The organism is Streptomyces sp. NPDC085900, assembly GCF_044540925.1.
In the GTDB taxonomy this organism is placed as follows: domain Bacteria; phylum Actinomycetota; class Actinomycetes; order Streptomycetales; family Streptomycetaceae; genus Streptomyces; species Streptomyces gilvifuscus.
Window position 1 is genome coordinate 362135 of record NZ_JBITSP010000010.1, and the last position, 20901, is coordinate 383035.

A 20901-nucleotide genomic window follows, 5' to 3' on the forward strand; every position below is an offset into this window, starting at 1 on the left:
ACTAGCCGAGGATCCCCCGCTGGTACGCCGTGGCCACCGCGGCCGCGCGGTCGTTCACGCCCAGCTTGGCGTACAGGTGGGTGAGATGGGTCTTCACGGTCGCCTCGCTGATGAACAGTTCGCGGGCGATCTCGCGGTTGGAGGTGCCTCGGGCGACGAGGGCCAGGACCTCGCGTTCGCGGGCGGAGAGGGGCTCGTTGCCGGGGGCGCGGACCGCGGAGACCAGGCGGGAGGCGACGGCCGGGGAGAGGACGGTGCGGCCCTCGGCGGCGGCGCGCACGGCGGTGAACAGCTCGTCGCGCGGGGCGTCCTTGAGCAGGTAGCCCGTGGCGCCGGCCTCGATCGCCGGAAGCGTGTCGGTGTCGGTGTCGTACGTCGTCAGCACCAGGACCTTGGCGCGGGCTCCGCGCCGGGTGAGCTCGGCGATGGCGTCGACCCCGCCGCCGCCCGGCATGCGCAGGTCCATCAGGACCACGTCGGGGTCGAGCGCGGCGGCCCGCTCGACCGCCTCGACGCCGTTCGCGGCCTCGCCGAGGACGCGGAAGCCGGGCGCGGACTCGAACATGCCGCGCAGACCGTCCCGTACCACGGGATGGTCGTCGACGATCAGCACGGAGATGTCACCGGTCATGGCGGACCAACGGTACGCGAGCCGACAGCGCCGTGCCGTGGCCCGGCTCGGACTCCACGGTGAGGGAGCCGGCGATGCGTTCGGCGCGGGCCCGCATGCCGTCCAGGCCGAAGCCGCCGGAGGCGGTGCGGGCCGGCACGGCGGCCGGGTCGAAGCCGGTGCCGTCGTCGCGGATGTCGAGGACGACCTCGTCGCCCATGAACGACAGGGTGACGCCGACGCGGCGGGCCCGGGCGTGGCGGGCGGCGTTGGACAGGGCCTCCTGGACGATGCGCAGGAGGGTGGCCGCCACCTCGCCGTGCAGCTGCTCCGCGGTGCCGGTGACGGTGAAGTCGGCCCGCACGCCGGTGCGTTCGCCCCATGCGAAGACCGTCTTCTTCAGCGCCTGGGGCAGCCCGTCGTTGTCCAGTGCCGGCGGGGCGAGGTTGTGGACGGAGCGGCGGGCCTCGCCCAGACTGTGGCGGGCCAGTTCCACGGCGCGGCCCACGTGCTCGCGGGCCGCCTTCTCGTCGGGCGTGTTCGCCACGACCTGGAGCTGGGCGATGATGCCGGTCAGGCCCTGAGCGATGGTGTCGTGGATCTCGGCGGCCAGCCGCCGGCGTTCGTCGGCGACCCCCGCCTCCCGTGCCTGGACGAGGAGTTGGGCGTGAAGGGCGGCGTTCTCGTCGAGCGCCTGCTGCAACGCGGCGTTGGTGCGCTCCAGTTCGGTGATGGTCTCGGTCCGCTCGTGGGCCCGCCGCGTCTCCTGTTCGGTGAGATGGGCGACCACCATCTGCAGGCCCGAGTTGGCGGCCAGCAGCGCGAGGAAGACCAGCCACTGGACCGCACTGCCGAACGGCATCCCGCCGGCCTGCGCGCCGGCCACGGTGACCGCGCTCGCGAACAGGCCGAGCCGCTGCCACCGGACACCCGGGATCGTCTCGTCGGCGTCCATGTAGCCGGTCGCCGCGTAGAACGCGAAGAACGGGTTGAGCCAGGTGAGGGCGAAGGCCAGCGCCCAGCGGACGGCGTAGTACACGGTCCCGGCCCGGGAAGGGGTGCGGCGCCGGTCGGGCCCGGTGGGGCGGGTGCTGTGCCACCACAGCTGGAGTACGAGCGCGGCGCCGAGCAGGCCCCAGGCGGTGTACCACCTGCCCGGTCCGGCGTGCGGGTCGGCGGTGGCGAGGGCGGGGACGAGACCGATGAACAGCAGCCCGTACGGCCCCCAGGTGTGGAACTGCTCCCAGCGCCGCTCGATCTGCGTGTCCACCCCGGTCATGTCCTCAGTCTGCACGGCCGGCCGCCTACTCCCAGCGGAACCAGCGCCCGGCCGCGCCGGTCAGCAGCAGGATCCACACCGCCAGCACGCCGAGGTGGCCCCAGCCGGGCCAGTGCCCGGCCGCCGCCTGGTTCAGGGCCTGCGCGGCGGCACCGAAGGGCGTGCAGTCGACGATCCTCGCCATCAGGTGCGGCATGGACTGCACCGGCAGCCACACGCCCGCGCAGAACATCGACGGGAAGAACACGGCCGATCCGATCGCGCCCGCGATCTTCGTCGTACGGGACAGCGCCGACACCACCGATCCGAGAGCGAGGGCGACCAGGACGGCCAGGAGCAGCGCGAGGAGGTAGCCGAGGGGCTGCTTCGGCAGCACCACGCCGAAGGCCAGCCGCCCGACCGCGAGGGCCAGTAGCGCGGACACCAGGGCCGCGCCGCCGTACACCGCCATCTGCGCGGACAGCAGGGCGGAGGGGCGGACGGGCGTGGTGGCCATCCGGCGCAGGATGCCGCGCTCGCGGTAGCCGGTGAGGGTCTGCGGCATGGACTGCAGGCCGCCGACGATCAGGCCGAGCAGCACGGCGACCGGGACGTAGACGTCGATGGTGCGCAGTCCGCCGAGGTCGCTCTGGTGCTCCCGGAAGCCGGGGATCGAGCCGAGGATCACCAGCAGCAGGGTCGGGAAGAGCAGGATCCAGAAGATCGCGCCGGGTTCGCGGCGGAAGAGCCGGACCTCGGTCCGCAGGACGGCGGTGCTCATGACGCGGTCTCCTTCGTCAGGTCGAGGAAGGCGTCGTCGAGCGTGGCGTCCACCACGCGGAGCTGGTGGGCGGTGACCCGGTGGCGGGCGAGGAGGGTGATGACGGCGTTGACCGTCTCGTCGGTGCCGGCCAGCGTGATCCGGCCGTCCCTGCGGTCGACGGACGCCAGCGCGGGGAGGGTCTGGAGGTCACCGTCGTCCAGCGGCGCGGACGGCGTGAAGCTGATGACCGTGGCGCCCGCCGAGCGCCGGATCAGGCCGGCCGGGGTGTCCAGCGCGGCCACCTGTCCCCTGTCGATGACGGCGATCCGGTCGCACAGCCGCTGGGCCTCCTCCATGAAGTGGGTGACCAGCAGGACCGTCACCCCGCCCGCCCGGACGTCCTCGATGAGCTCCCAGGTGTCCCGGCGGGCCCGCGGGTCGAGGCCGGTGGTGAGTTCGTCGAGGACGACGACACGGGGGTTGCCGATCAACGCCAGGGCGATGAACAGGCGTTGCTTCTGACCGCCCGACAGCTTGGCGAACCGGGTGGTGAGCTTCGCGGTGAGGCCCAGGCGTTCGGCGAGCGGCGCCCAGTCGAGCGGGCGCGGGTAGAAGGAGGCGTACAGCTCCAGCGCCTCGCGGACGGTGAGCTTGGGCTGCAGCTCGCTCTGCTGCAGCTGGGCGCCCAGGACGCGGGCCACGCGCGCGTGGTCGGCGACGGGGTCGAGGCCGGTGACGCGGACACGGCCGGCGTCGGGGACGCGCAGCCCCTCGACGCACTCGACGGTGGTGGTCTTGCCGGCGCCGTTCGGGCCGAGGATCCCGAAGATCTCGCCCTCCTCGACGGCGAAGGAGACACCGTCGACGGCGGGCCGGCCGCCGTAGCTCTTGCGCAGGTCGGTGACTTCGATGACGGACATGGGACCAGCGTCGCGAAACCCGGGGTGCGGCCACATCGGCCGTCGCGCTCGAAGCCGCATCAACCGATCGGTTGATGCCGCCCTACGACCCCGCCGGCGCTCCCGTGCGCCCCTGGGACCCCGCCGACGGTCGCGTGCGGCTCCTCGAACACGCAGGTCGTAGGACCATGGACCGATTCCGGTCCGGCCAAAACTCGGTGGGCGTTGTCAGTGCCGATCCGTAGGCTCACCACTGATGCCCACGACACGTGCAACCACCAAGGACCGGTCGGCCGTACGGACCCTGCTCCGCCTGTGGCCCCATGTCCGGCCCGTGCGGGCGCGGCTGGTGACGGCCGCGTGCGTGGCGATCGTCGCCTCCTGCGTGGGCCTGGTCATCCCGCTGGTGCTGAAGTGGATTGTCGACGGGCCGGTCGCCGACCGCGATCCGGCGGGCGTGTGGCTCGGCGCGCTGTACCTGCTGCTGCTCGGGGTGGCCGAGGCGCTGCTGTTCGGGCTGCGGCGCTGGCTGGTGGCGCGGCCGCTGTCCGGCGTCGAGGCGGGCATGCGGGCGACGCTGTACGGGCACCTGCAGCGGCTGCCGGTCGCCTTCCACGACCGCTGGGCCTCGGGCCAGTTGCTCTCGCGCGGCACGACGGACCTGATGCTGCTGCGCCAGTTCCTCGCCTTCCCCCTGACGTTCCTGCTGGTCAACGGCGTGACGATCCTCGTCGGTGTGACCATCATGCTGCTGCAGGACTGGACGCTCGGCCTGGTGATCCTGGTGCCGGCCGTGCCCGTCGTGATCACCTGCGTGGTCTTCGAGAAGCGGTACGCGCGCGTGGCGCGCCTCGCGCAGGACCAGGTCGGTGATCTGACGACACTCGTCGAGGAGAGCGTGCTCGGCATCCGGATCATCAAGGGCTTCGGGCGCCACCGCAGTCAGTCGCTGGCCTTCCGGGAGCTGGCGCGGACGCTGCGGGGGACGGAACTGCGCAAGGCGGGGCTGCTCGCCACGATCTTCGGTGTCATCGTGACGCTGCCGGAGCTGGCCATCGGGGCGGCGCTGGTGCTGGGGACCGCGCAGGTGGCGGACGGTTCACTCTCGGCGGGGACGCTGGTGGCGTTCCTGTCGACGGCGCTCGCGCTGCGGTGGCCGGTGGACTCCATCGGCTTCCTGCTGGCGATGAGCCAGGAGGCGGCGACGGCCACCGAGCGGTACTTCGAGGTGCTGGACCAGGAACCGGAACAGTCCGGGCGGGCCGCCCCGCGGCCGTCGCGGGACAGCGGTCTGCGCTTCCACGACGTCCGCTTCCGCTACCCCGACGCCCCTGACGGCTCACCCCCCGTCCTCGACCGGGTCGACCTGCACATCCGCCCCGGCGAGTCCATGGCCCTGGTCGGCGCGACCGGAAGCGGCAAGACGACCCTCACCGCGCTCGTCCCCCGTCTTCACGAGCTCACCTCGGGACACATCACCCTGGACGGCGAGGACATCACCGCCATGTCCCGCGAGGAGCTGCGCGCCAAGGTGGCCGTGGCCTTCGAGGAACCGACCCTCTTCTCCGCGAGCGTCGGGGAGAACGTGCTCATGGGCGCCGACGACCGGGCCGGGGCCGCCGAGCTGAACCGCGCCCTGTCCGTCGCGCAGGCCGAGTTCGCGCACGCGCTGCCCCAGGGCACGGACACGCAGGTCGGCGAGCAGGGCCTGAGCCTGTCCGGCGGACAGCGGCAGCGCCTCGCGCTCGCCCGGGCCGTCGTCGGCAGACCCAGGTTCCTGGTCCTGGACGACCCGCTGTCGGCGCTGGACGTGCACACGGAGGCCGCCGTGGAGGCCGCCCTGCGGGACGTGCTGGCCGAGACGACGGCGCTCATCGTGGCGCACCGCCCGTCGACCGTGCTGCTCGCCGACCGGGTCGCCCTGCTGTCCGGGGGCCGTATCGCGGCCGTGGGCACCCATCACGAACTGCTGCGCACCAACGCCGAGTACGCCCATCTGATGTCGGGCGCCGGGGAAGCGGAGGACGAGCGATGACGGCACCCTCGACGTCCGTGTCCACGGCCGACGACGAACCGGACCTCCCGCGCCCCGAGGGCAGGCCCGACCCCTTCGACAAGGATGTGCTGCCCACTCCCCCGGGCGCCACGGCCGGGCTGCTGCGCTCGCTGCTCGCCCCGCTGAGGTCCGGTGTCGCCCTGACCTCGTTCCTGCTGCTGCTCCAGCAGGCGGCGGTGCAGGCGGGCCCGCTGCTGGTGGCGTACGCGATCGACAACGCCGTACCGGCGTTGCGGCGCGACGACCACGGGCCGCTGGTGGTGGTGGCCGTCGCCTATCTGCTGTGCGCGCTGGCCTCCGGGGTGCTGCAGTCGGCGTTCATCCTGACCTCGGCCCGGGTCAGCCAGGACGTGCTGCTGGATCTGCGGGGCCGGATCTTCCGGCACGCCCAGGCGCTGAGCATCGACTTCCACGAGCGCTACACGAGCGGCCGGCTGATCTCGCGTTCCACCACGGACGTGGAGTCGCTGCGCGAGCTGCTGAACGAGGGCCTGCAGGAGCTGGTGACGGTCGTCCTGTCGTTCGTCTACATCTCGGCGATGCTGCTGTGGCTGGATGTGGGGATCGGGGCGCCGGCGGTGGTGTCGTTCGTGCCGCTGTATCTGCTGGTACGGCTCTACCAGCGGCGCGCGGGACGGGTGTACCGGGTGCGTTCGACCGCCATCGCGGCTGTGATCGTGAAGTTCGTCGAGACGATGAACGGCATCCGCCCGGTGCGCGCGTTCCGCCGCGAGGCCGCCAACGACGCCGAGTTCGGGGTGCTCAACCGGCGGCACGAGCGGACCAACGGCGACGCCATGCTGGAGATGGCCCGCTATGTCGTGGGTTCCCGGCTGGTCGCCAACACCGCGGTCGCGGTGATCGTGCTGTGGGGCGCCTACCGGGTGGCGGACGGCTCGCTGGAGCTGGGTGTGCTGGCGGCCGCGGTGCTGTACCTGCGCCGGCTGTACGACCCCATCGACCGGCTCGGCATGTTCCTGAACGCCTACCAGTCGGCGGCGGCCTCGCTGGAGAAGATCGCCGGTCTGCTCGCGCAGACGCCGTCCGTGCCGGAGCCGTCGACGCCCGTGCCGCTGCCCGCCCTCGCCGGTGAGATCCCGGGCCGCGAGGTCGTCTTCGACGGCGTGCGCTTCGGCTACCGCACCGGCGGCGAGGTGCTGCCCCGCTTCGACCTCGTCCTGCCGGCCGGACAGACGGTCGCGGTCGTCGGCTCGACCGGCGCCGGCAAGTCGACGCTGGCCAAGCTGCTCGCCCGCTTCTACGACCCCTCCGAGGGGCGGGTGCTGCTGGACGGCGTCGACCTGCGCGAGCTGTCGGTGCCCGAACTGCGGCGCGGGGTGGTGATGGTGACGCAGGAGGCGTTCCTGTTCTCCGGCACGGTCGCCGACAACATCGCCATCGGGCGGCCGGAGGCGGGCCGTGAGCAGATCGAGCGGGCCGCGAAGGCGATCGGCGCGCACGACTTCATCGAGGCGCTGCCCGACGGCTACGACACGGACGTACGCAAGCGGGGCGGCCGTATCTCCGCCGGTCAGCGTCAACTCGTCGCGTTCGCACGGGCGTTGCTGGCCGACCCGGCCGTGCTGATCCTCGACGAGGCGACCAGCTCGCTCGACATCCCGGGCGAACGGGCCGTGCAGCGCGCCATGTCGACGGTCCTGCGCGACCGTACGGCGGTCGTCATCGCCCACCGGCTGTCGACGGTGGAGATCGCCGACCGGGTCCTGGTGATGGAGCACGGCCGGATCGTCGAGGACGGCCCACCGGCCGAACTCGTCGCGGGAACCGGCCGGTTCGCGGACCTGCACCGGGCATGGCGGGACAGCCTGGCGTGACCTTGCAGAGGGACGATTGATCTGTGGCGTGACCGTTCAGGGGGACAGGTGATCGACGCGTACGAGGATCCCGGGGAGCCCGACCGTCGGGGCGGCGCCCGCTATCTGCTCTGGCTGGTCGGCCGGCAGCCCGGCAGATGCGCCGCCGGGGCGGTGCTGGGCAGTGTGTGGATGGTCCTGCTGGCGGCGACCCCCTACCTGCTGTCCCGGGCGATCGACGACGGGCTGGTCCCGGGGGACTTCCCGGCACTGGCGGGCTGGACGGCCGCGCTCTTCGCGGTCGGGGCGTTCAACGCCTGGCTGAGCATCATGCGGCACCGCACGATGACCCGGGTGCGCATGGACGCCAACTTCCGCACGGTGAAGGTGGTCGTCGGACAGGCGGTGCGGCTGGGGGCCGCCCTGCGGCGCCGGGTGGGGGCCGGGGAGGTCGTCACGATCGGGGTGGGCGACGTGCAGACGATCAGCCAGTCGCTGACGGTGGTGGGGCCCGGCGTCGGAGCGGTGGTCGCCTACCTGGTGGTCGCCGCTCTGCTGCTGTCCGTGTCACCGCTGGTGGCGGCCGTCGTCCTGCTCGGCATGCCCGTGATCGTCGTCCTCGTGGGCCCGCTGCTGGCCCGGCTGCAGGGCGCGGAGACCGAGTACCGGGATCGGCAGGGCGTGCTGACGGCCCGTATCGCCGATCTCGCCGGCGGGCTGCGCGTCCTCAACGGGCTCGGCGGCAAGGGCCTGTTCGCGCAGGCCTTCCGGCGCGACTCGCAGCGACTGCGCCGGCAGGGCTACCGGGTCGGCGCGGTGACCAGCTGGGTCCAGGCGCTCGGGGTGGGCCTGCCGACGCTGTTCCTGGCCCTGGTGACCTGGCTGGCGGCCCGGCTGGCCGCCCAAGGACTCATCACCGTCGGCCAGTTGGTGTCCGTCTACGGCTATGTGGCGGTCCTGGTGGGGCCGGTGGCCTTCTGGGTGGAGTGCGGCTACCAGATCAGCCGGGGGCTGGTGTCGGCCCGGCGCGTCGTGCGGTTCCTGCAGCTGGAGCCCCTCGCCGACACCGGCACCCGTGACGCGCCGGACGGGCCCGCGGCCCTGTTCGACCCCGAGTCGGGGGTCCGGGTCCTCCCGGGCCGGCTGACCGCGCTGGCCGCGGCCCGCCCGTCCGACGCGGCGGCCGTCGTCGACCGGCTCGGGGGATACACGCCCTCGGCGGCGACCTGGGGCGAGGTTCCGCTGGCCGACGTCGCGGTGGCGCGGATCAGGGAGCGCGTCCTGGTCGCCGACCACGAGGCGGACCTGTTCGCGCAGACGCTGCGCTCCCTGGTCTGTGGGCGGCGGGAGCGGGCGCGGGAGGACATCGAGCGGGCCGTGCACACGGCGGTCGCCGAGGACATCGTGCTCGCGCTGCCCGACGGGCTCGACTCGGTGATCGAGGCCCAGGGACGCAACCTCTCCGGCGGCCAGCGCCAGCGGGTGCGGCTGGTCCGCGCCCTGCTGGCCGACCCGGAGGTGCTGCTCGCCGTGGAGCCGACCTCCGCCCTGGACGCCCACACCGAGGCGCGGGTCGCCGAACGGCTGCGCGCGGCACGGCAGGGCCGTACGACTCTGGTCACGAGCACCTCCCCGCTCGTGCTGGACCGGGCGGACACCGTGTACTTCCTGGTGGACGGAGCGGTCGTGGCCGCCGGAAGCCACCGCGAACTGCTCGACGCGGAGCCCGCCTACCGGGCGCTGGTGGCCAGGGACGCGGACGCCGAGGAGGCCGTACGGTGACATCGGAATCCAGCCGTTCGGTTGCCTCGGACGCCACCGGGCACCTGCCCGTCGCCGAACGGGCCGACGTGCGGCGCGCGATGGTGCGGCTCGTGCACGCCGACATCCGGGCCTTCGCCGCCGTACTGGCGCTCAACGCGCTCGCCGCGGGCGCCGGGCTGGCCGGGCCGTGGCTGGTGGGGCGGATCGTGGACGAGGTGCGGGCCGGCGGGGGCGTGGACGCCGTCGACCGGCTGGCCCTGTGGATCCTGCTCTGCTCGCTCGCGCAGCTGCTGCTGGCCCGCTGGGCCCGCTATGTCGGCCATCGCTTCGGCGAGCGGACGCTGGCCCGGGTCCGGGAGCGGTTCGTCGACCGTACGCTCGCGCTGCCCGCGTCGGCCGTGGAGCGGGCCGGCACCGGTGATCTGACCGCGCGCGGCACGGGTGACGTGGCGCTGGTCGGCACCACCCTGCGCGACGTGGGCCCCGACCTGCTCATCAACGGCGTGCAGGCGCTGTTCCTGCTCGGCGCCGTGTTCGCGCTGCACCCGCTGCTGGGCGCCTGCGGTCTGCTCGGTCTGGTCCCCATCGGGTGCGGCGTGCGCTGGTATCTGCGGCGCGCCCGCGACGGGTATCTCGCCGAGGGGGCCGCCACCTCCGAGGTGGCGGAGGTCCTCGCGGCGACGGCGGCCGGCGCCCGGACGGTCGAGGCGCTGCGGCTGCAGGAGCGGCGCGTGAGGGCCGCCCGGGACGCGCTGGAGACGTCCCGGCGCACCCGGCTGTACACGCTGTTCCTGCGGAGCGTGTTCTTCCCGGTGGTGGAGGTGTCCTATCTCGTCCCGGTCGCCGCGGTGCTGCTGGTCGGCGGGCTGCTGCACGGGCGGGGCACGCTGAGCCTGGGCGCGGTGGTGGCGGCGGCCCTGTATCTGCAGCGGCTGAGCGGACCGCTCGACGACATCCTGATGCGCATCGAGCAACTGCAGAACAGCGGCGCCTCGTTCGCCCGCGTCGAGGGCCTCGCCCAGGCTCCGCGGGCGGTGCGGGACGGCTCCCCCACGCCGGCCGGCGACCGGATCGACGTGGCCGGGGTCCGGTACGCCTACGAACGCGGCGGCGAGGTGCTGCACGGGGTCGACCTGACGGTACGGCCCGGGGAGCGGCTGGCGGTCGTCGGTCCCTCCGGCGCCGGGAAGACGACCCTCAGCCGGCTCCTCGCGGGGGTCGACGCGCCGACCGAGGGGTCGGTGACCGTCGGCGGTGTGCCCGTCGTGGACCTCGGTCCCGAGCAGCTGCGCCGACAGGTCGTCCTGGTCACCCAGGAGCACCACGTGTTCCTGGGCACGGTCCGCGACAACCTGCTCATCGCCGAACCGGACGCCACGGACGAGGAGTTGTGGGCGGCGCTGACGGCGGTGGGCGCCGAGTGGGTGCGCGAGCTGCCGGACGGTCTGGACACCCCGCTCGGCGAGGGGGGCCGGCGCACCGACGGTTCGCAGGCGCAGCAACTCGCCCTGGCCCGCGTCGTGCTGGCCGACCCGCACACCCTGATCCTGGACGAGGCGACGGCGTTGCTGGACCCGACGACCGCGCGTCACACCGAGCGCGCCCTGGCCGCCGTACTGGAGGGGCGCACGGTCATCGCGATCGCGCACCGGCTGCACACGGCCCACGACGCGGACCGCGTGGCCGTGATGGAGAACGGCCGCCTCACCGAACTCGGCACCCACGAGCAGCTGGTGGCGGCGGACGGCGCGTACGCGGCGCTGTGGGGGACGTGGCACGGGGAGCGCCCGCACCCCGCGTGATCGGCTCATAGGCCAGAGGCAGGTTCGCATAGCGAACACGGATATCCGGTCAACGAACCAATTCCGGCCAAGTTCCTGACGCGCTCCTGACAGGGCGTAAATCTCCTGCCACCCTTCCCACAGCTTCAACACAGCAACCCCACAGCTCCAACCCAGTTCTGCCCGGGCGGTCGACCCACCGTCCGGATCTCCCCTGGTCGCGCGACCCGCGGCCACGCAGAAGGAGTCAGTGTTGAGAAGCAGTTCCTCTCGCAGACGCACCTCCCACACCCTCGCCATAGCCGGCGTCACCGCCCTGCTCGCCGCGGCCGTCCAGACGGGCGCCGCCTCCGCCGCCCCGGCCCAGGCCTCCGCCAAGGGCAACCCGGCCCACGCGGCCGTCAAGCTCTCCCCCTCGCAGCGCGCCGAGCTGCTGCGCGACGCCGACACGGCCCGCAGCCAGACGGCCCGTGACATCGGCCTCGGGTCGAAGGAGAAGCTCGTCGCCCGCGACGTCGTCAAGGACGCCGACGGCACCCTGCACACCCGCTACGAGCGCACCTACGCGGGCCTGCCCGTCCTCGGCGGCGACCTCGTCGTCGACACCGCCAAGTCGGGTGCCACGAAGCGCGTCATCAAGGCGACCGACGCGGCCATCAAGGTCTCGGACGTCACCCCGGACATCACGAAGGCGTCCGCCGAGAAGCAGGCCGTGAGCCGTGCCAAGGCCCTCGGCGGCACCAAGGCCACCGCCGACAGCGCCCGCAAGGTGATCTGGGCGGCGAGCGGCAGGCCCGTCCTCGCCTACGAGACGGTCATCGGCGGCTTCCAGGACGACGGCACGCCGAACCAGCTGCACGTCATCACCGACGCCACCACCGGCAAGAAGCTCTTCGAGTACCAGGGCGTCGAGAACGCCACCGGTACCGGCAACACCCAGTACAGCGGCACCGTCTCGCTGACGACGACGCAGTCGGGTTCGAACTACAACCTGACCGACGGCGACCGCGGCAACCACAAGACGTACAACCTCAACCACGGCACCTCCGGCACCGGCACGCTGTTCTCGCAGACCAGCAACACCTGGGGCAACGGCACCACCTCGAACGCGGCCACCGCGGGCGCGGACGCCCACTACGGGGCCGCGGTCACCTGGGACTTCTACAAGAACACCTTCGGCCGCTCGGGCATCAAGAACAACGGCGTCGGCGCCTACTCCCGCGTGCACTACGGCAACTCGTACGTGAACGCCTTCTGGGACGACAGCTGCTTCTGCATGACCTACGGCGACGGCTCCGGCAACGCGGACCCGCTGACCTCCCTCGACGTCGCCGGCCACGAGATGAGCCACGGCGTCACGTCGAACACGGCCGGGCTCAACTACAGCGGTGAGTCCGGCGGTCTGAACGAGGCGACCTCCGACATCTTCGGCACCGGTGTGGAGTTCTACGCCGCGAACTCCTCCGACGTCGGCGACTACCTCATCGGCGAGAAGATCGACATCAACGGCGACGGCACCCCGCTGCGCTACATGGACAAGCCCAGCAAGGACGGCGCGTCCAAGGACAGCTGGTACTCGGGCCTCGGCGGCCTGGACGTGCACTACTCGTCCGGCCCCGCCAACCACTTCTTCTACCTGCTGAGCGAGGGCAGCGGCGCCAAGGTCATCAACGGCGTCAGCTACAACTCGCCGACCGCGGACGGGCTGCCGGTCACCGGCATCGGCCGCGCCAAGGCGCTGCAGATCTGGTACCGGGCGCTGACCACCAAGTTCACGTCCACCACCAACTACGCCTCCGCGCGCACCGGCACCCTCGCGGCGGCCGGCGAGCTCTACGGCACCACCTCCGCCGAGTACAAGGCGGTGCAGGACGCGTGGGCGGGCGTGGCCGTCGGCTCGCGCTCCGGCGGCGGTGGCGGTACCGGGACGTCGTACGAGAGCTCGACCCCGGTGTCGATTCCGGACAACGGCCCCGCCGTCACCTCGTCGATCACGGTCTCCGGACGGACCGGAAACGCACCCTCCAACTTGCAGGTCACGCCGAACATCACTCACACCTGGCGCGGCGACCTGGTGATCGATCTGATCGGTCCGTCGGGCACCGCCTACCGGCTGAAGAACTTCAGCTCCTCCGACTCGGCGGACAACGTGACGGACACCTACACGGTGAACGCCTCCACCGAATCAGCCAATGGCACTTGGAAGTTGAGGGTCCAGGACCAGGCCGCACAGGACGTCGGCACGATCAACAGCTGGAAGCTCACCTTCCCGTAGGCCGCGGGCCCCAGAGGCCTCAGGCCCCGAATTCAGGGCGCCGCCCCGGTGGTTCGACTCCCCGGGGCGGTGCCCCTTTTTGCCGTCGCCTTGCATTCCGAAGGTTGGCCTTTTACCGGCGCCAACTCGGTTTACACGCCTGCAATGTTCACCCGGCCGACGTTTTTCGGCCAACATCACTTGGGGGGACTGACATGTACGCGCCTGGATGTCACTCTTCCTGACAACCGCCGCACAACTTCACAGCAACCCGGAACCCGGCAACCCCACGCCGGGCGAGGACTCCCCCACCACAAGGAGCTTGTGTGACCCCCCTCTACGCGCGTCACAAGCGGTCCACCCTGGCCATCGCCACCGCCGTCGCCGCCGGAGCCCTGCTCACCACCGGCCTGACCACCGGTACGGCCGCCGCCGCGCCCACCAAGGCGGACGCCGCGACCGCGGCCCGCCCCGCCGCCGCGCCCACCGCGCTGTCGGCCGCGACCCGCGTCTCCCTCATCAAGAAGGCGCAGGCGGACGTCGCCGAGACGGCGCAGAAGATAGGCCTGGGCGCCAAGGAGAAGCTGGTCGTCAAGGACGTCGTGAAGGACGCCGACGGCACCACCCACACCCGCTACGAGCGCACCTACGCGGGCCTGCCGGTCCTCGGCGGCGACCTCGTCGTCCACACCTCGAAGGCCGGCAAGACCGAGGGCGTGACCAGAGCCGTGAAGGCCGCCATCAAGGTCGCCTCCCTCAAGGCGCAGGTCACCCCGGCCAAGGCCGAGAAGCAGGCGGTCGGCGCCGCCAAGACGCTGGGCTCCACCAAGTCCGCGGCCGACGGCGCCCGCAAGGTGATCTGGGCCGGCTCGGGCAAGCCCGTCCTCGCCTACGAGACGATCGTCGGCGGCTTCCAGGACGACGGCACCCCCAACCAGCTGCACGTCATCACCGACGCCGCGACCGGCAAGAAGCTCTTCGAGTACCAGGGCATCGAGAACGCCACCGGCACCGGCAAGACGCTGTACTCGGGCACCGTCAGCCTGACCACCACCCTGTCGGGCTCGACGTACCAGCTGTACGACACCACGCGCGGCGGCCACAAGACGTACAACCTGAAGCACAGCAGCAGCTCCGGTACCGGCACCCTGTTCACCGACGCGGACAACGTGTGGGGCACCGGCGCCGCCTCCAGCTCCACCACCGACCAGACGGCGGCCGCCGACGCCGCCTACGGCGCGCAGGAGACCTGGGACTTCTACAAGGCCACCTTCGGCCGCTCCGGCATCAAGAACAACGGTGTCGGCGCCTACTCCCGCGTCCACTACGGCAGCTCGTACGTGAACGCCTTCTGGGACGACAGCTGCTTCTGCATGACCTACGGCGACGGCTCCGGCAACACCCACCCGCTGACGTCCCTGGACGTCGCAGGGCACGAGATGAGCCACGGCGTCACCTCCAACACCGCGGGCCTGAACTACTCGGGCGAGTCCGGCGGTCTGAACGAGGCGACCTCCGACATCTTCGGCACCGGTGTGGAGTTCTACGCCGCGAACTCCTCCGACGTCGGCGACTACCTCATCGGCGAGAAGATCGACATCAACGGCGACGGCTCGCCGCTGCGCTACATGGACAAGCCCAGCAAGGACGGCGGCTCGGCGGACTACTGGTCCTCCTCCGTCGGCAACCTGGACGTCCACTACTCCTCGGGTGTGGCGAACCACTTCTTCTACCTGCTCTCCGAGGGCAGCGGCAGCAAGACGATCAACGGCGTCAGCTACAACTCGCCGACCTCCAACGGCTCCACGGTCACCGGCATCGGCCGCGCCAAGGCGCTGCAGATCTGGTACAAGGCGCTGACGACGTACTTCACGTCGACGACGAACTACAAGTCGGCCCGCACCGGCACGCTGAGCGCGGCGGCCGCGCTCTACGGCTCCGGCAGCACCGAGTACAACGCGGTGGCGGCGGCCTGGTCCGCGGTCAACGTCAGCTGACCCGAGGGGGGTTGGCGGGCGGCACCCGGGGAGAGGGCTTCCCCGGGTGCCGCCCTACTCTTGTGTCCCATGCCCCCGAGCGACTTCACGTACGACGACATCGGCGCGACCCGGCGCGGCGGGTTCTGCCCGCCGGGCTTCCACCAGCTGCATGTGCGTACGCGCATCGGCGAGGGCGAGAAGGTCTTCCGCCGAGCCTCCGAGGCGGTGCTGACCTGGGAGATGCACCGGGAGATGGGCGTCGGCATCGAGGCGGGCGCGGACCGCGCCGCCGCCGACGTCGACGTCACGGTCACCCTCGCCGGGATGATCAAGGCCCCCTGCCGGATCGTCTACACGGTCGACGAACCCCGCCGCGCCGGCTGGGCGTACGGCACGCTGGCCGGGCATCCGGAGTGCGGCGAGGAGGCCTTCGTCGTGGAGCGGACCGGCGACGGCACGGTCTGGCTCACGGTGTCGGCGTTCAGCCGCCCGGCCAAGTGGTACGCGCGGGCGGGCGGGGCGGCCACCCGCGGCCTGCAGAACGCGTACGCCCGGCGCTGCGGCAAGGTGCTGCGCAGGATGTGCGCCGACCTCGCGGAGTGGTGAGGGCCCCCGCGGCCCGAGCCGGGCGGGGCGGCCGTACGACCGCGCCCCCGCCCGGCACCCCGGACCGCTAGCGCATCAGCACCCCCGCACCCTCGCCGGTCTCCTCGCTCGGCACCGCCACCAGTCCCAGCTCCGCGCCGGACGCCAGCAGCCGGTGCGCGGGCAGGATGCGGACGGTGTAGCCGTAGGGGCCGGTGCGGTCGAGGGAGAGGGGACCCTCGTAGACCCAGCGGCCGTCCGGATCCGGGGCGCCCGCCGGTTTCAGCGGGACCGCCTCGGCGTCCGCGATGCGGTCCTGGGTGTCGACCCGGCCCGACACGGCCTGCACCTCCACGTCGTCCGGGCCGAGGCCGCCGAGGCCGACCCGTACCCGCAGGGCGAGCGTCGTGCCCAGTTCCGCGGTGGCCGTGGTGGCCGACGTCTCCACGTGGTCGACCTTCACCTCGTGCCAGGCGGCCCGCACCCGCCCCTTCCAGGCGGCGAGTTCGCGCGCGGAGTCGGGGTCCATCGCGCGGTGCGCCTGCGCCGCCGGGGCGTAGAGGCGCTCCACGTACTCGCGGACCATCCGGCCGGCCAGCACCTTCGGGCCGAGGAGGGTCAGGGTCTGGCGGACCATCTCGATCCAGCGGTCGGGCAGCCCGTGCTGCCCGCGTTCGTAGAAACGAGGTGCCACCCGCTGCTCCAGCAGGTCGTACAGCGCCGCCGCCTCTATGTCGTCCCGCCGGTCCGGGTCGGTACCCACCCCGTCCGCCGTGGGGATCGCCCAGCCGAAGTCGGGCTGGAACCACTCGTCCCACCAGCCGTCCAGGACGGAGAGGTTGAGGCAGCCGTTGAGGGCCGCCTTCATGCCGGACGTGCCGCAGGCCTCCAGCGGGCGCAGCGGGTTGTTCAGCCAGATGTCGCAGCCCGGGTAGAGCTTCTGCGCCATCGCCATGCCGTAGTCGGGGAGGAAGACGATGCGGTGGCGGACCCGGGGGTCGTCGGCGAACCGGACCAGTTCCTGGACCAGGCGCTTGCCGCCGTCGTCCGCCGGGTGCGCCTTGCCCGCCACGACGATCTGCAGGGGCCGCTCCGGGTGCAGGAGCAGTTCCATCAGCCGGTCGCGGTCGCGGAGCATGAGCGTCAGGCGCTTGTACGACGGGACCCGGCGGGCGAAGCCGATGGTGAGGACGTCGGGGTCCAGCACCCCGTCGATCCACCCCAGCTCGGCCGTTCCGGCGCCGCGCTGCCGCCACGACGCGCGCAGCCGCGCCCGCACCTCGTCGACCAGCTGCTCGCGCAGGTTGCGGCGCAGCTCCCAGATGTCCTGGTCGGGGATGTCCGCGACGGCGTCCCAGCGGTCGGAGGCGCCGACGGTCAGCGCGTCCTCGGTGCGCTGGGCGCCGATCTGCCGGGCGCCGAGCCGGAACACCTCGGGGGCGACCCAGGTGGGGGCGTGGACGCCGTTGGTGACGGAGGTGATCGGCACCTCGTCGGGGTCGAATCCCGGCCACAGTCCGGAGAACATCTCCCGGCTGACGTGGCCGTGCAGCAGCGAGACGCCGTTGGCGCGCTGGCCCAGGCGCAGGCCCATCACGGCCATGTTGAACAGGTTGGGTTCGCCGCCGGGGTAGGTCTCCATGCCGAGCCGGAGGACGCGCTCGACGTCGATGCTCGGCAGCTCGGCGTCGGGACCGAAGTGGTGGGCGACGAGCTCGCGGTCGAAGCGGTCGATGCCGGCCGGGACGGGCGTGTGGGTGGTGAAGACGGTCCCGGCGCGCACCGCCTCCAGCGCGGAGTCGAAGTCCAGCCCCTCGGCGCACAGTTCGGCGATGCGTTCCAGGCCGAGGAAGCCCGCGTGCCCCTCGTTGGTGTGGAACACCTCCGGCTCCGGGTGCCCGGTCAGCCGGCAGTACGTCCGCACCGCCCGCACCCCTCCTATGCCCAGGAGCATCTCCTGCAGCAGCCGGTGCTCGCTGCCGCCGCCGTAGAGCCGGTCGGTCACCCCGCGCTCGCCGAGGTCGTTCTCCTCGACGTCCGAGTCGAGCATGAGCAGGGGCACGCGGCCGACCTGGGCGAGCCAGATCCGGGCGTGCAGCCGCCGGCCGCCGGGCAGGGCGAGGGAGACCTGGGCGGGGGTGCCGTCGGGCTCGTTGAGCAGGGCCACCGGCAGCTCGTTGGGGTCGAGGACCGGGTAGTGCTCCTGCTGCCAGCCGTCGCGGGAGAGGGACTGCCGGAAGTAGCCGTGCCGGTAGAGCAGGCCCACGCCGATCAGCGGGACGCCTAGGTCGCTGGCCGCCTTGAGGTGGTCGCCGGCCAGGATGCCGAGGCCGCCGGAGTACTGCGGCAGGGCGGCCGCGACGCCGAACTCGGGTGAGAAGTAGGCGACGGCGGCCGGGAGCCCGGCGGGCTGCGCCTGGTACCAGCGCTCGCCGGTCACATAGTCGTTGAGGTCGTCCACCACCGCCGTCAGCCGGCGCAGGAACCGGCGGTCCTCGGCCAGCTCCGCGAGCCGCGCCGGCGACACGCTGCCGAGCAGACGTACCGGATCGCCCTCGGAGGCGGCCCAGCGCTCTGGGTCGACGGACTGGAAGAGATCGCGGGTCTCCGCATGCCAGGACCAGCGCAGATTGCGCGCGAGGTCGCTGAGCGGCCGCAGGGGGTCGGGGAGAACGGGCCGGACGGTGAAACGACGGATAGCCTTCACTTTCCCACCTCGACGCGTGTGCTGTGCGGACGCACAACGCTGTGCGTCTCGTCGTCAACCACGACGTTATAGGTGCGAGGGGCTTCGTAACCACGGCGCGTCCAACAGGACGGTCACTCTTGTACGCAGTCCGGAAACCACCGCAACCTTCGCCCGTCCCCCATGGCCGACATGGCCGATTCACCCCCTGGGCCCTCTTGTGGGGCTTCTCGGCGCACGAGAGGCTGCCGAAGGGGAGTCAAAGGGAGGGGAAGAACGACCATGGCACGGACGCGAAGCAGACGTCTGCGCCGGGCAGCGGGCCTGACCGCGGTGGCCTGTGCCGCCGCGCTGTCGGCCGCCACCCTGCCCGCGCACGCCGCACCGCAGGGGCGGATACTCGGCGCCGGCCGGTCCGGCTCCGTCAGCGGCAGTTACCTGGTGACGCTCAAGGGGGGAACGAAGGCTCCGACCTCGGCGGGAAAGGGCATCGTCGAGAAGTACGGTGCGCGAATCAGCCACACCTACGGCTCGGTCCTCAACGGCTATGCGATCAGAGCCGACGCGAGACAGGCGGCTCTCCTCGCGGCCGACCCGCGCGTCGCCTCGGTGGCCCAGGACACCCGGGTCGCCCTCGACCGCACCCAGCGCAGACCGCCGTCCTGGGGCCTGGACCGGATAGACCAGCCGGTCACGCCGCTGGACGGGAGGTACACCTGGCCCTCCTCCGCCGGCGCGGGGGTGACGGCCTACGTGATCGACACCGGGGTCCGGATCACCCACAAGGACTTCGGCGGGCGCGCGAGCTACGGCTGGGACTTCGTCGGAAACGACAGGACCGCCTCCGACGGCAACGGCCACGGCACGCATGTCGCCGGGACCATCGCGGGCACGACCTATGGCGTGGCCAAGAAGGCGAAGGTGGTCTCCGTACGCGTTCTCGACGACTCCGGTTCCGGTACGGCCTCGCAGGTCATCGCGGGGATCGACTGGGTGACCCGGCACGCCAGGAAGCCCGCGGTCGCCAACCTCAGCCTGGGCACCGCCCACAACGCCCAGCTCGACGCGGCCGTCCGCAACTCCATCGCCTCCGGTGTCACCTACGCCGTCGCGGCCGGCAACGACGGCCTGCCGGCCGCCCTGCACTCCCCGGCGGACGTCAAAGAGGCCATCACGGTCGGCGCGACCGACCGCACGGACGCCCGGGCGGGCTTCTCCGACTACGGCTCCGCCGTAGATCTGTTCGCGCCAGGGGTGTCGATCACCTCGGCCTGGGGTACGAGCGACACCGCGAAGGCGACTTTCTCGGGCACGTCGATGGCGACCCCGCACGCGACGGGCGCCGCCGCGCTGTACCTGGCCGGCCACCCCAAGGCCACGCCGGCACAGGTCGCCCGCGCCCTGTTCCGACTGGCGGTCTCCGGGGTAACCGGACGGGGACCCGGTTCGCCGGACGAACTGCTGCAGGTGCCGTCTTCTTAGGAACTACGTAGGAACTTCGTGGGAACTTGGCCCAGAGACGGCCCCGTTCGTTCACGAACGGGGCCAGTCTTGTGTGTAGACAAACGCGTGAGTAGTTAACAAAGTGCCGGAATGCTCACCCGAACAGGGTGGGAAGGCTCCTCCGGTACCTTTCACGACAGAAGCCACGCAGGACCCCCCTCCCCACAGCCAACCGGCCACCCACGTTGACGCGGACAGGAGCGGTCATGCCCGCCACGCACCACTCGTCAGCACCCCCGACACCCAGCGCCGAGACGCCCTGCGCCCCGCCGGCCACCGCCGGCGTCGGACGCATCCCCGTCCTGGACGTCCGCCCGGTCGTCCAGCACGGCCGCCTCCCAGCCAAGGCGGTCACCGGAGAGTCGTTCGAGATCTCGGCCACCGTTTTCCGCGAGGGCCACGACGCCGTCGCCGCCAATGTCGTCCTCACCGACCCCGACGGCCGACCGGGTCCCTGGACGCCCATGCACGAGCTGGCGCCCGGCACCGACCGCTGGGGCGCCACCGTCACCGCCGGAGAACCCGGCCACTGGACGTACACCGTGGAGGCCTGGGGCGACCCGATCACCACCTGGCGCCACCACGCCCAGATCAAGATCCCGGCCGGCATGGACACGGAGCTGGTCCTGGAGGAGGGGGCACGGCTGTACGAACGGGCGGCCGCCGACGCGCCGCCGGGGACCTGCGACACCGTGCTGGCCGCGGCCGCCGCCCTGCGCGACGAGTCCCGTCCGGCCGCCTCCCGGCTGGCGGCGGCGTTGACGCCGGAGGTGGACACGGTGCTGGCCGCGCATCCGCTGCGGGAGCTGGTGACGGCCTCGGAGACGCTGCCGCTGCTGGTGGAGCGCGAGCGGGCGCTGTACGGCGCCTGGTACGAGTTCTTCCCGCGCTCGGAGGGCACCGCCGAGGAACCGCACGGCACCTTCCGTACCGCGGCGCGGCGGCTGCC

The 20901-nt window shown here is 72.3% G+C and carries 14 protein-coding genes; 9 read left to right on the forward strand and 5 right to left on the reverse strand.

The window, feature by feature from the left end; translation table 11 throughout:
* Position 1: 1 nt before the first annotated feature.
* Genes ACIGDI_RS31735 through ACIGDI_RS31750 form a run of 4 tightly spaced genes read right to left on the reverse strand, consistent with a single transcriptional unit; the run spans position 2 to position 3551 of the window.
* Positions 2 to 631, reverse strand: a complete 630-nt coding sequence (locus ACIGDI_RS31735) for a response regulator transcription factor (protein WP_200704227.1) — start codon at positions 629 to 631, stop codon at positions 2 to 4.
* Entirely contained in the window at positions 621 to 1889 is a 1269-nt protein-coding gene (locus tag ACIGDI_RS31740; RefSeq protein WP_399903802.1) for a sensor histidine kinase, read from the reverse strand. The genes ACIGDI_RS31735 and ACIGDI_RS31740 overlap by 11 nt, the downstream gene beginning before the upstream one ends.
* Before the next feature lie 25 nt (positions 1890 to 1914).
* On the reverse strand, positions 1915 to 2649 hold the full coding sequence (locus ACIGDI_RS31745) for an ABC transporter permease (protein ID WP_399903805.1): 735 nt from the start codon (positions 2647 to 2649) through the stop codon (positions 1915 to 1917).
* Positions 2646 to 3551, reverse strand: coding sequence for an ABC transporter ATP-binding protein (locus tag ACIGDI_RS31750; RefSeq protein WP_399903808.1), 906 nt, complete (start codon positions 3549 to 3551; stop codon positions 2646 to 2648). Before ACIGDI_RS31750 ends, ACIGDI_RS31745 begins: the two co-directional genes overlap by 4 nt.
* A 235-nt stretch (positions 3552 to 3786) precedes the next feature.
* On the opposite strand from ACIGDI_RS31750, the gene ACIGDI_RS31755 reads away from it, so the two are divergent.
* From ACIGDI_RS31755 to ACIGDI_RS31785, 7 genes are all read left to right on the forward strand, one after another.
* Positions 3787 to 5565 carry an ABC transporter ATP-binding protein gene (locus ACIGDI_RS31755; RefSeq protein ID WP_399903811.1) on the forward strand — a complete coding sequence of 593 codons (1779 nt, stop codon included), beginning with the start codon at positions 3787 to 3789 and terminating at the stop codon, positions 5563 to 5565.
* Positions 5562 to 7421, forward strand: a complete 1860-nt coding sequence (locus ACIGDI_RS31760) for an ABC transporter ATP-binding protein (RefSeq protein WP_399903814.1) — start codon at positions 5562 to 5564, stop codon at positions 7419 to 7421. Before ACIGDI_RS31755 ends, ACIGDI_RS31760 begins: the two co-directional genes overlap by 4 nt.
* Before the next feature lie 48 nt (positions 7422 to 7469).
* The gene (locus ACIGDI_RS31765) at positions 7470 to 9182 is read left to right on the forward strand and encodes an ABC transporter transmembrane domain-containing protein (protein WP_399903817.1); all 1713 of its coding nucleotides are present in this window, start codon (positions 7470 to 7472) and stop codon (positions 9180 to 9182) included.
* Between the two features lie 80 nt (positions 9183 to 9262).
* Positions 9263 to 10966 (forward strand): ABC transporter ATP-binding protein, encoded by a 1704-nt coding sequence (locus tag ACIGDI_RS31770; RefSeq protein WP_399903857.1) that lies wholly within the window; start codon positions 9263 to 9265, stop codon positions 10964 to 10966.
* Positions 10967 to 11198: 232 nt separating this feature from the next.
* Positions 11199 to 13220, forward strand: coding sequence for a M4 family metallopeptidase (locus tag ACIGDI_RS31775; protein WP_399903820.1), 2022 nt, complete (start codon positions 11199 to 11201; stop codon positions 13218 to 13220).
* 305 nt (positions 13221 to 13525) lie between these two features.
* A complete protein-coding gene (locus ACIGDI_RS31780; protein WP_399903821.1) occupies positions 13526 to 15196 on the forward strand; it encodes a M4 family metallopeptidase in 1671 nt (556 codons plus the stop codon).
* A 69-nt stretch (positions 15197 to 15265) separates the two neighbouring features.
* On the forward strand, positions 15266 to 15784 hold the full coding sequence (locus ACIGDI_RS31785) for a DUF1990 domain-containing protein (RefSeq protein WP_200704218.1): 519 nt from the start codon (positions 15266 to 15268) through the stop codon (positions 15782 to 15784).
* A 67-nt stretch (positions 15785 to 15851) separates the two neighbouring features.
* Here ACIGDI_RS31785 and ACIGDI_RS31790 read toward each other — a convergent pair whose 3' ends face one another.
* Positions 15852 to 18470, reverse strand: coding sequence for a glycosyltransferase family 1 protein (locus ACIGDI_RS31790; RefSeq protein ID WP_399903824.1), 2619 nt, complete (start codon positions 18468 to 18470; stop codon positions 15852 to 15854).
* Between the two features lie 261 nt (positions 18471 to 18731).
* Between ACIGDI_RS31790 and ACIGDI_RS31795 the strand changes: the two genes are divergently transcribed.
* Together ACIGDI_RS31795 and ACIGDI_RS31800 are read left to right on the forward strand one after the other, a co-directional pair.
* Positions 18732 to 19931 (forward strand): S8 family peptidase, encoded by a 1200-nt coding sequence (locus ACIGDI_RS31795; protein ID WP_399903827.1) that lies wholly within the window; start codon positions 18732 to 18734, stop codon positions 19929 to 19931.
* A gap of 227 nt (positions 19932 to 20158) precedes the next feature.
* Positions 20159 to 20901: maltotransferase domain-containing protein (locus ACIGDI_RS31800; protein WP_399903830.1), on the forward strand; the 743-nt coding region annotated here is incomplete at its 3' end.

Coding starts and splice junctions, on each gene's coding strand:
- ACIGDI_RS31745 (WP_399903805.1), bottom strand. CDS start 2,649: ATGAGCACCGCCGTCCTGCGGACCGAGGTCCGGCTCTTCCGCCGCGAA.
- ACIGDI_RS31740 (WP_399903802.1), bottom strand. CDS start 1,889: ATGACCGGGGTGGACACGCAGATCGAGCGGCGCTGGGAGCAGTTCCAC.
- ACIGDI_RS31755 (WP_399903811.1), top strand. CDS start 3,787: ATGCCCACGACACGTGCAACCACCAAGGACCGGTCGGCCGTACGGACC.
- ACIGDI_RS31760 (WP_399903814.1), top strand. CDS start 5,562: ATGACGGCACCCTCGACGTCCGTGTCCACGGCCGACGACGAACCGGAC.
- ACIGDI_RS31795 (WP_399903827.1), top strand. CDS start 18,732: ATGGCACGGACGCGAAGCAGACGTCTGCGCCGGGCAGCGGGCCTGACC.
- ACIGDI_RS31750 (WP_399903808.1), bottom strand. CDS start 3,551: ATGTCCGTCATCGAAGTCACCGACCTGCGCAAGAGCTACGGCGGCCGG.
- ACIGDI_RS31735 (WP_200704227.1), bottom strand. CDS start 631: ATGACCGGTGACATCTCCGTGCTGATCGTCGACGACCATCCCGTGGTA.
- ACIGDI_RS31785 (WP_200704218.1), top strand. CDS start 15,266: ATGCCCCCGAGCGACTTCACGTACGACGACATCGGCGCGACCCGGCGC.
- ACIGDI_RS31770 (WP_399903857.1), top strand. CDS start 9,263: ATGGTGCGGCTCGTGCACGCCGACATCCGGGCCTTCGCCGCCGTACTG.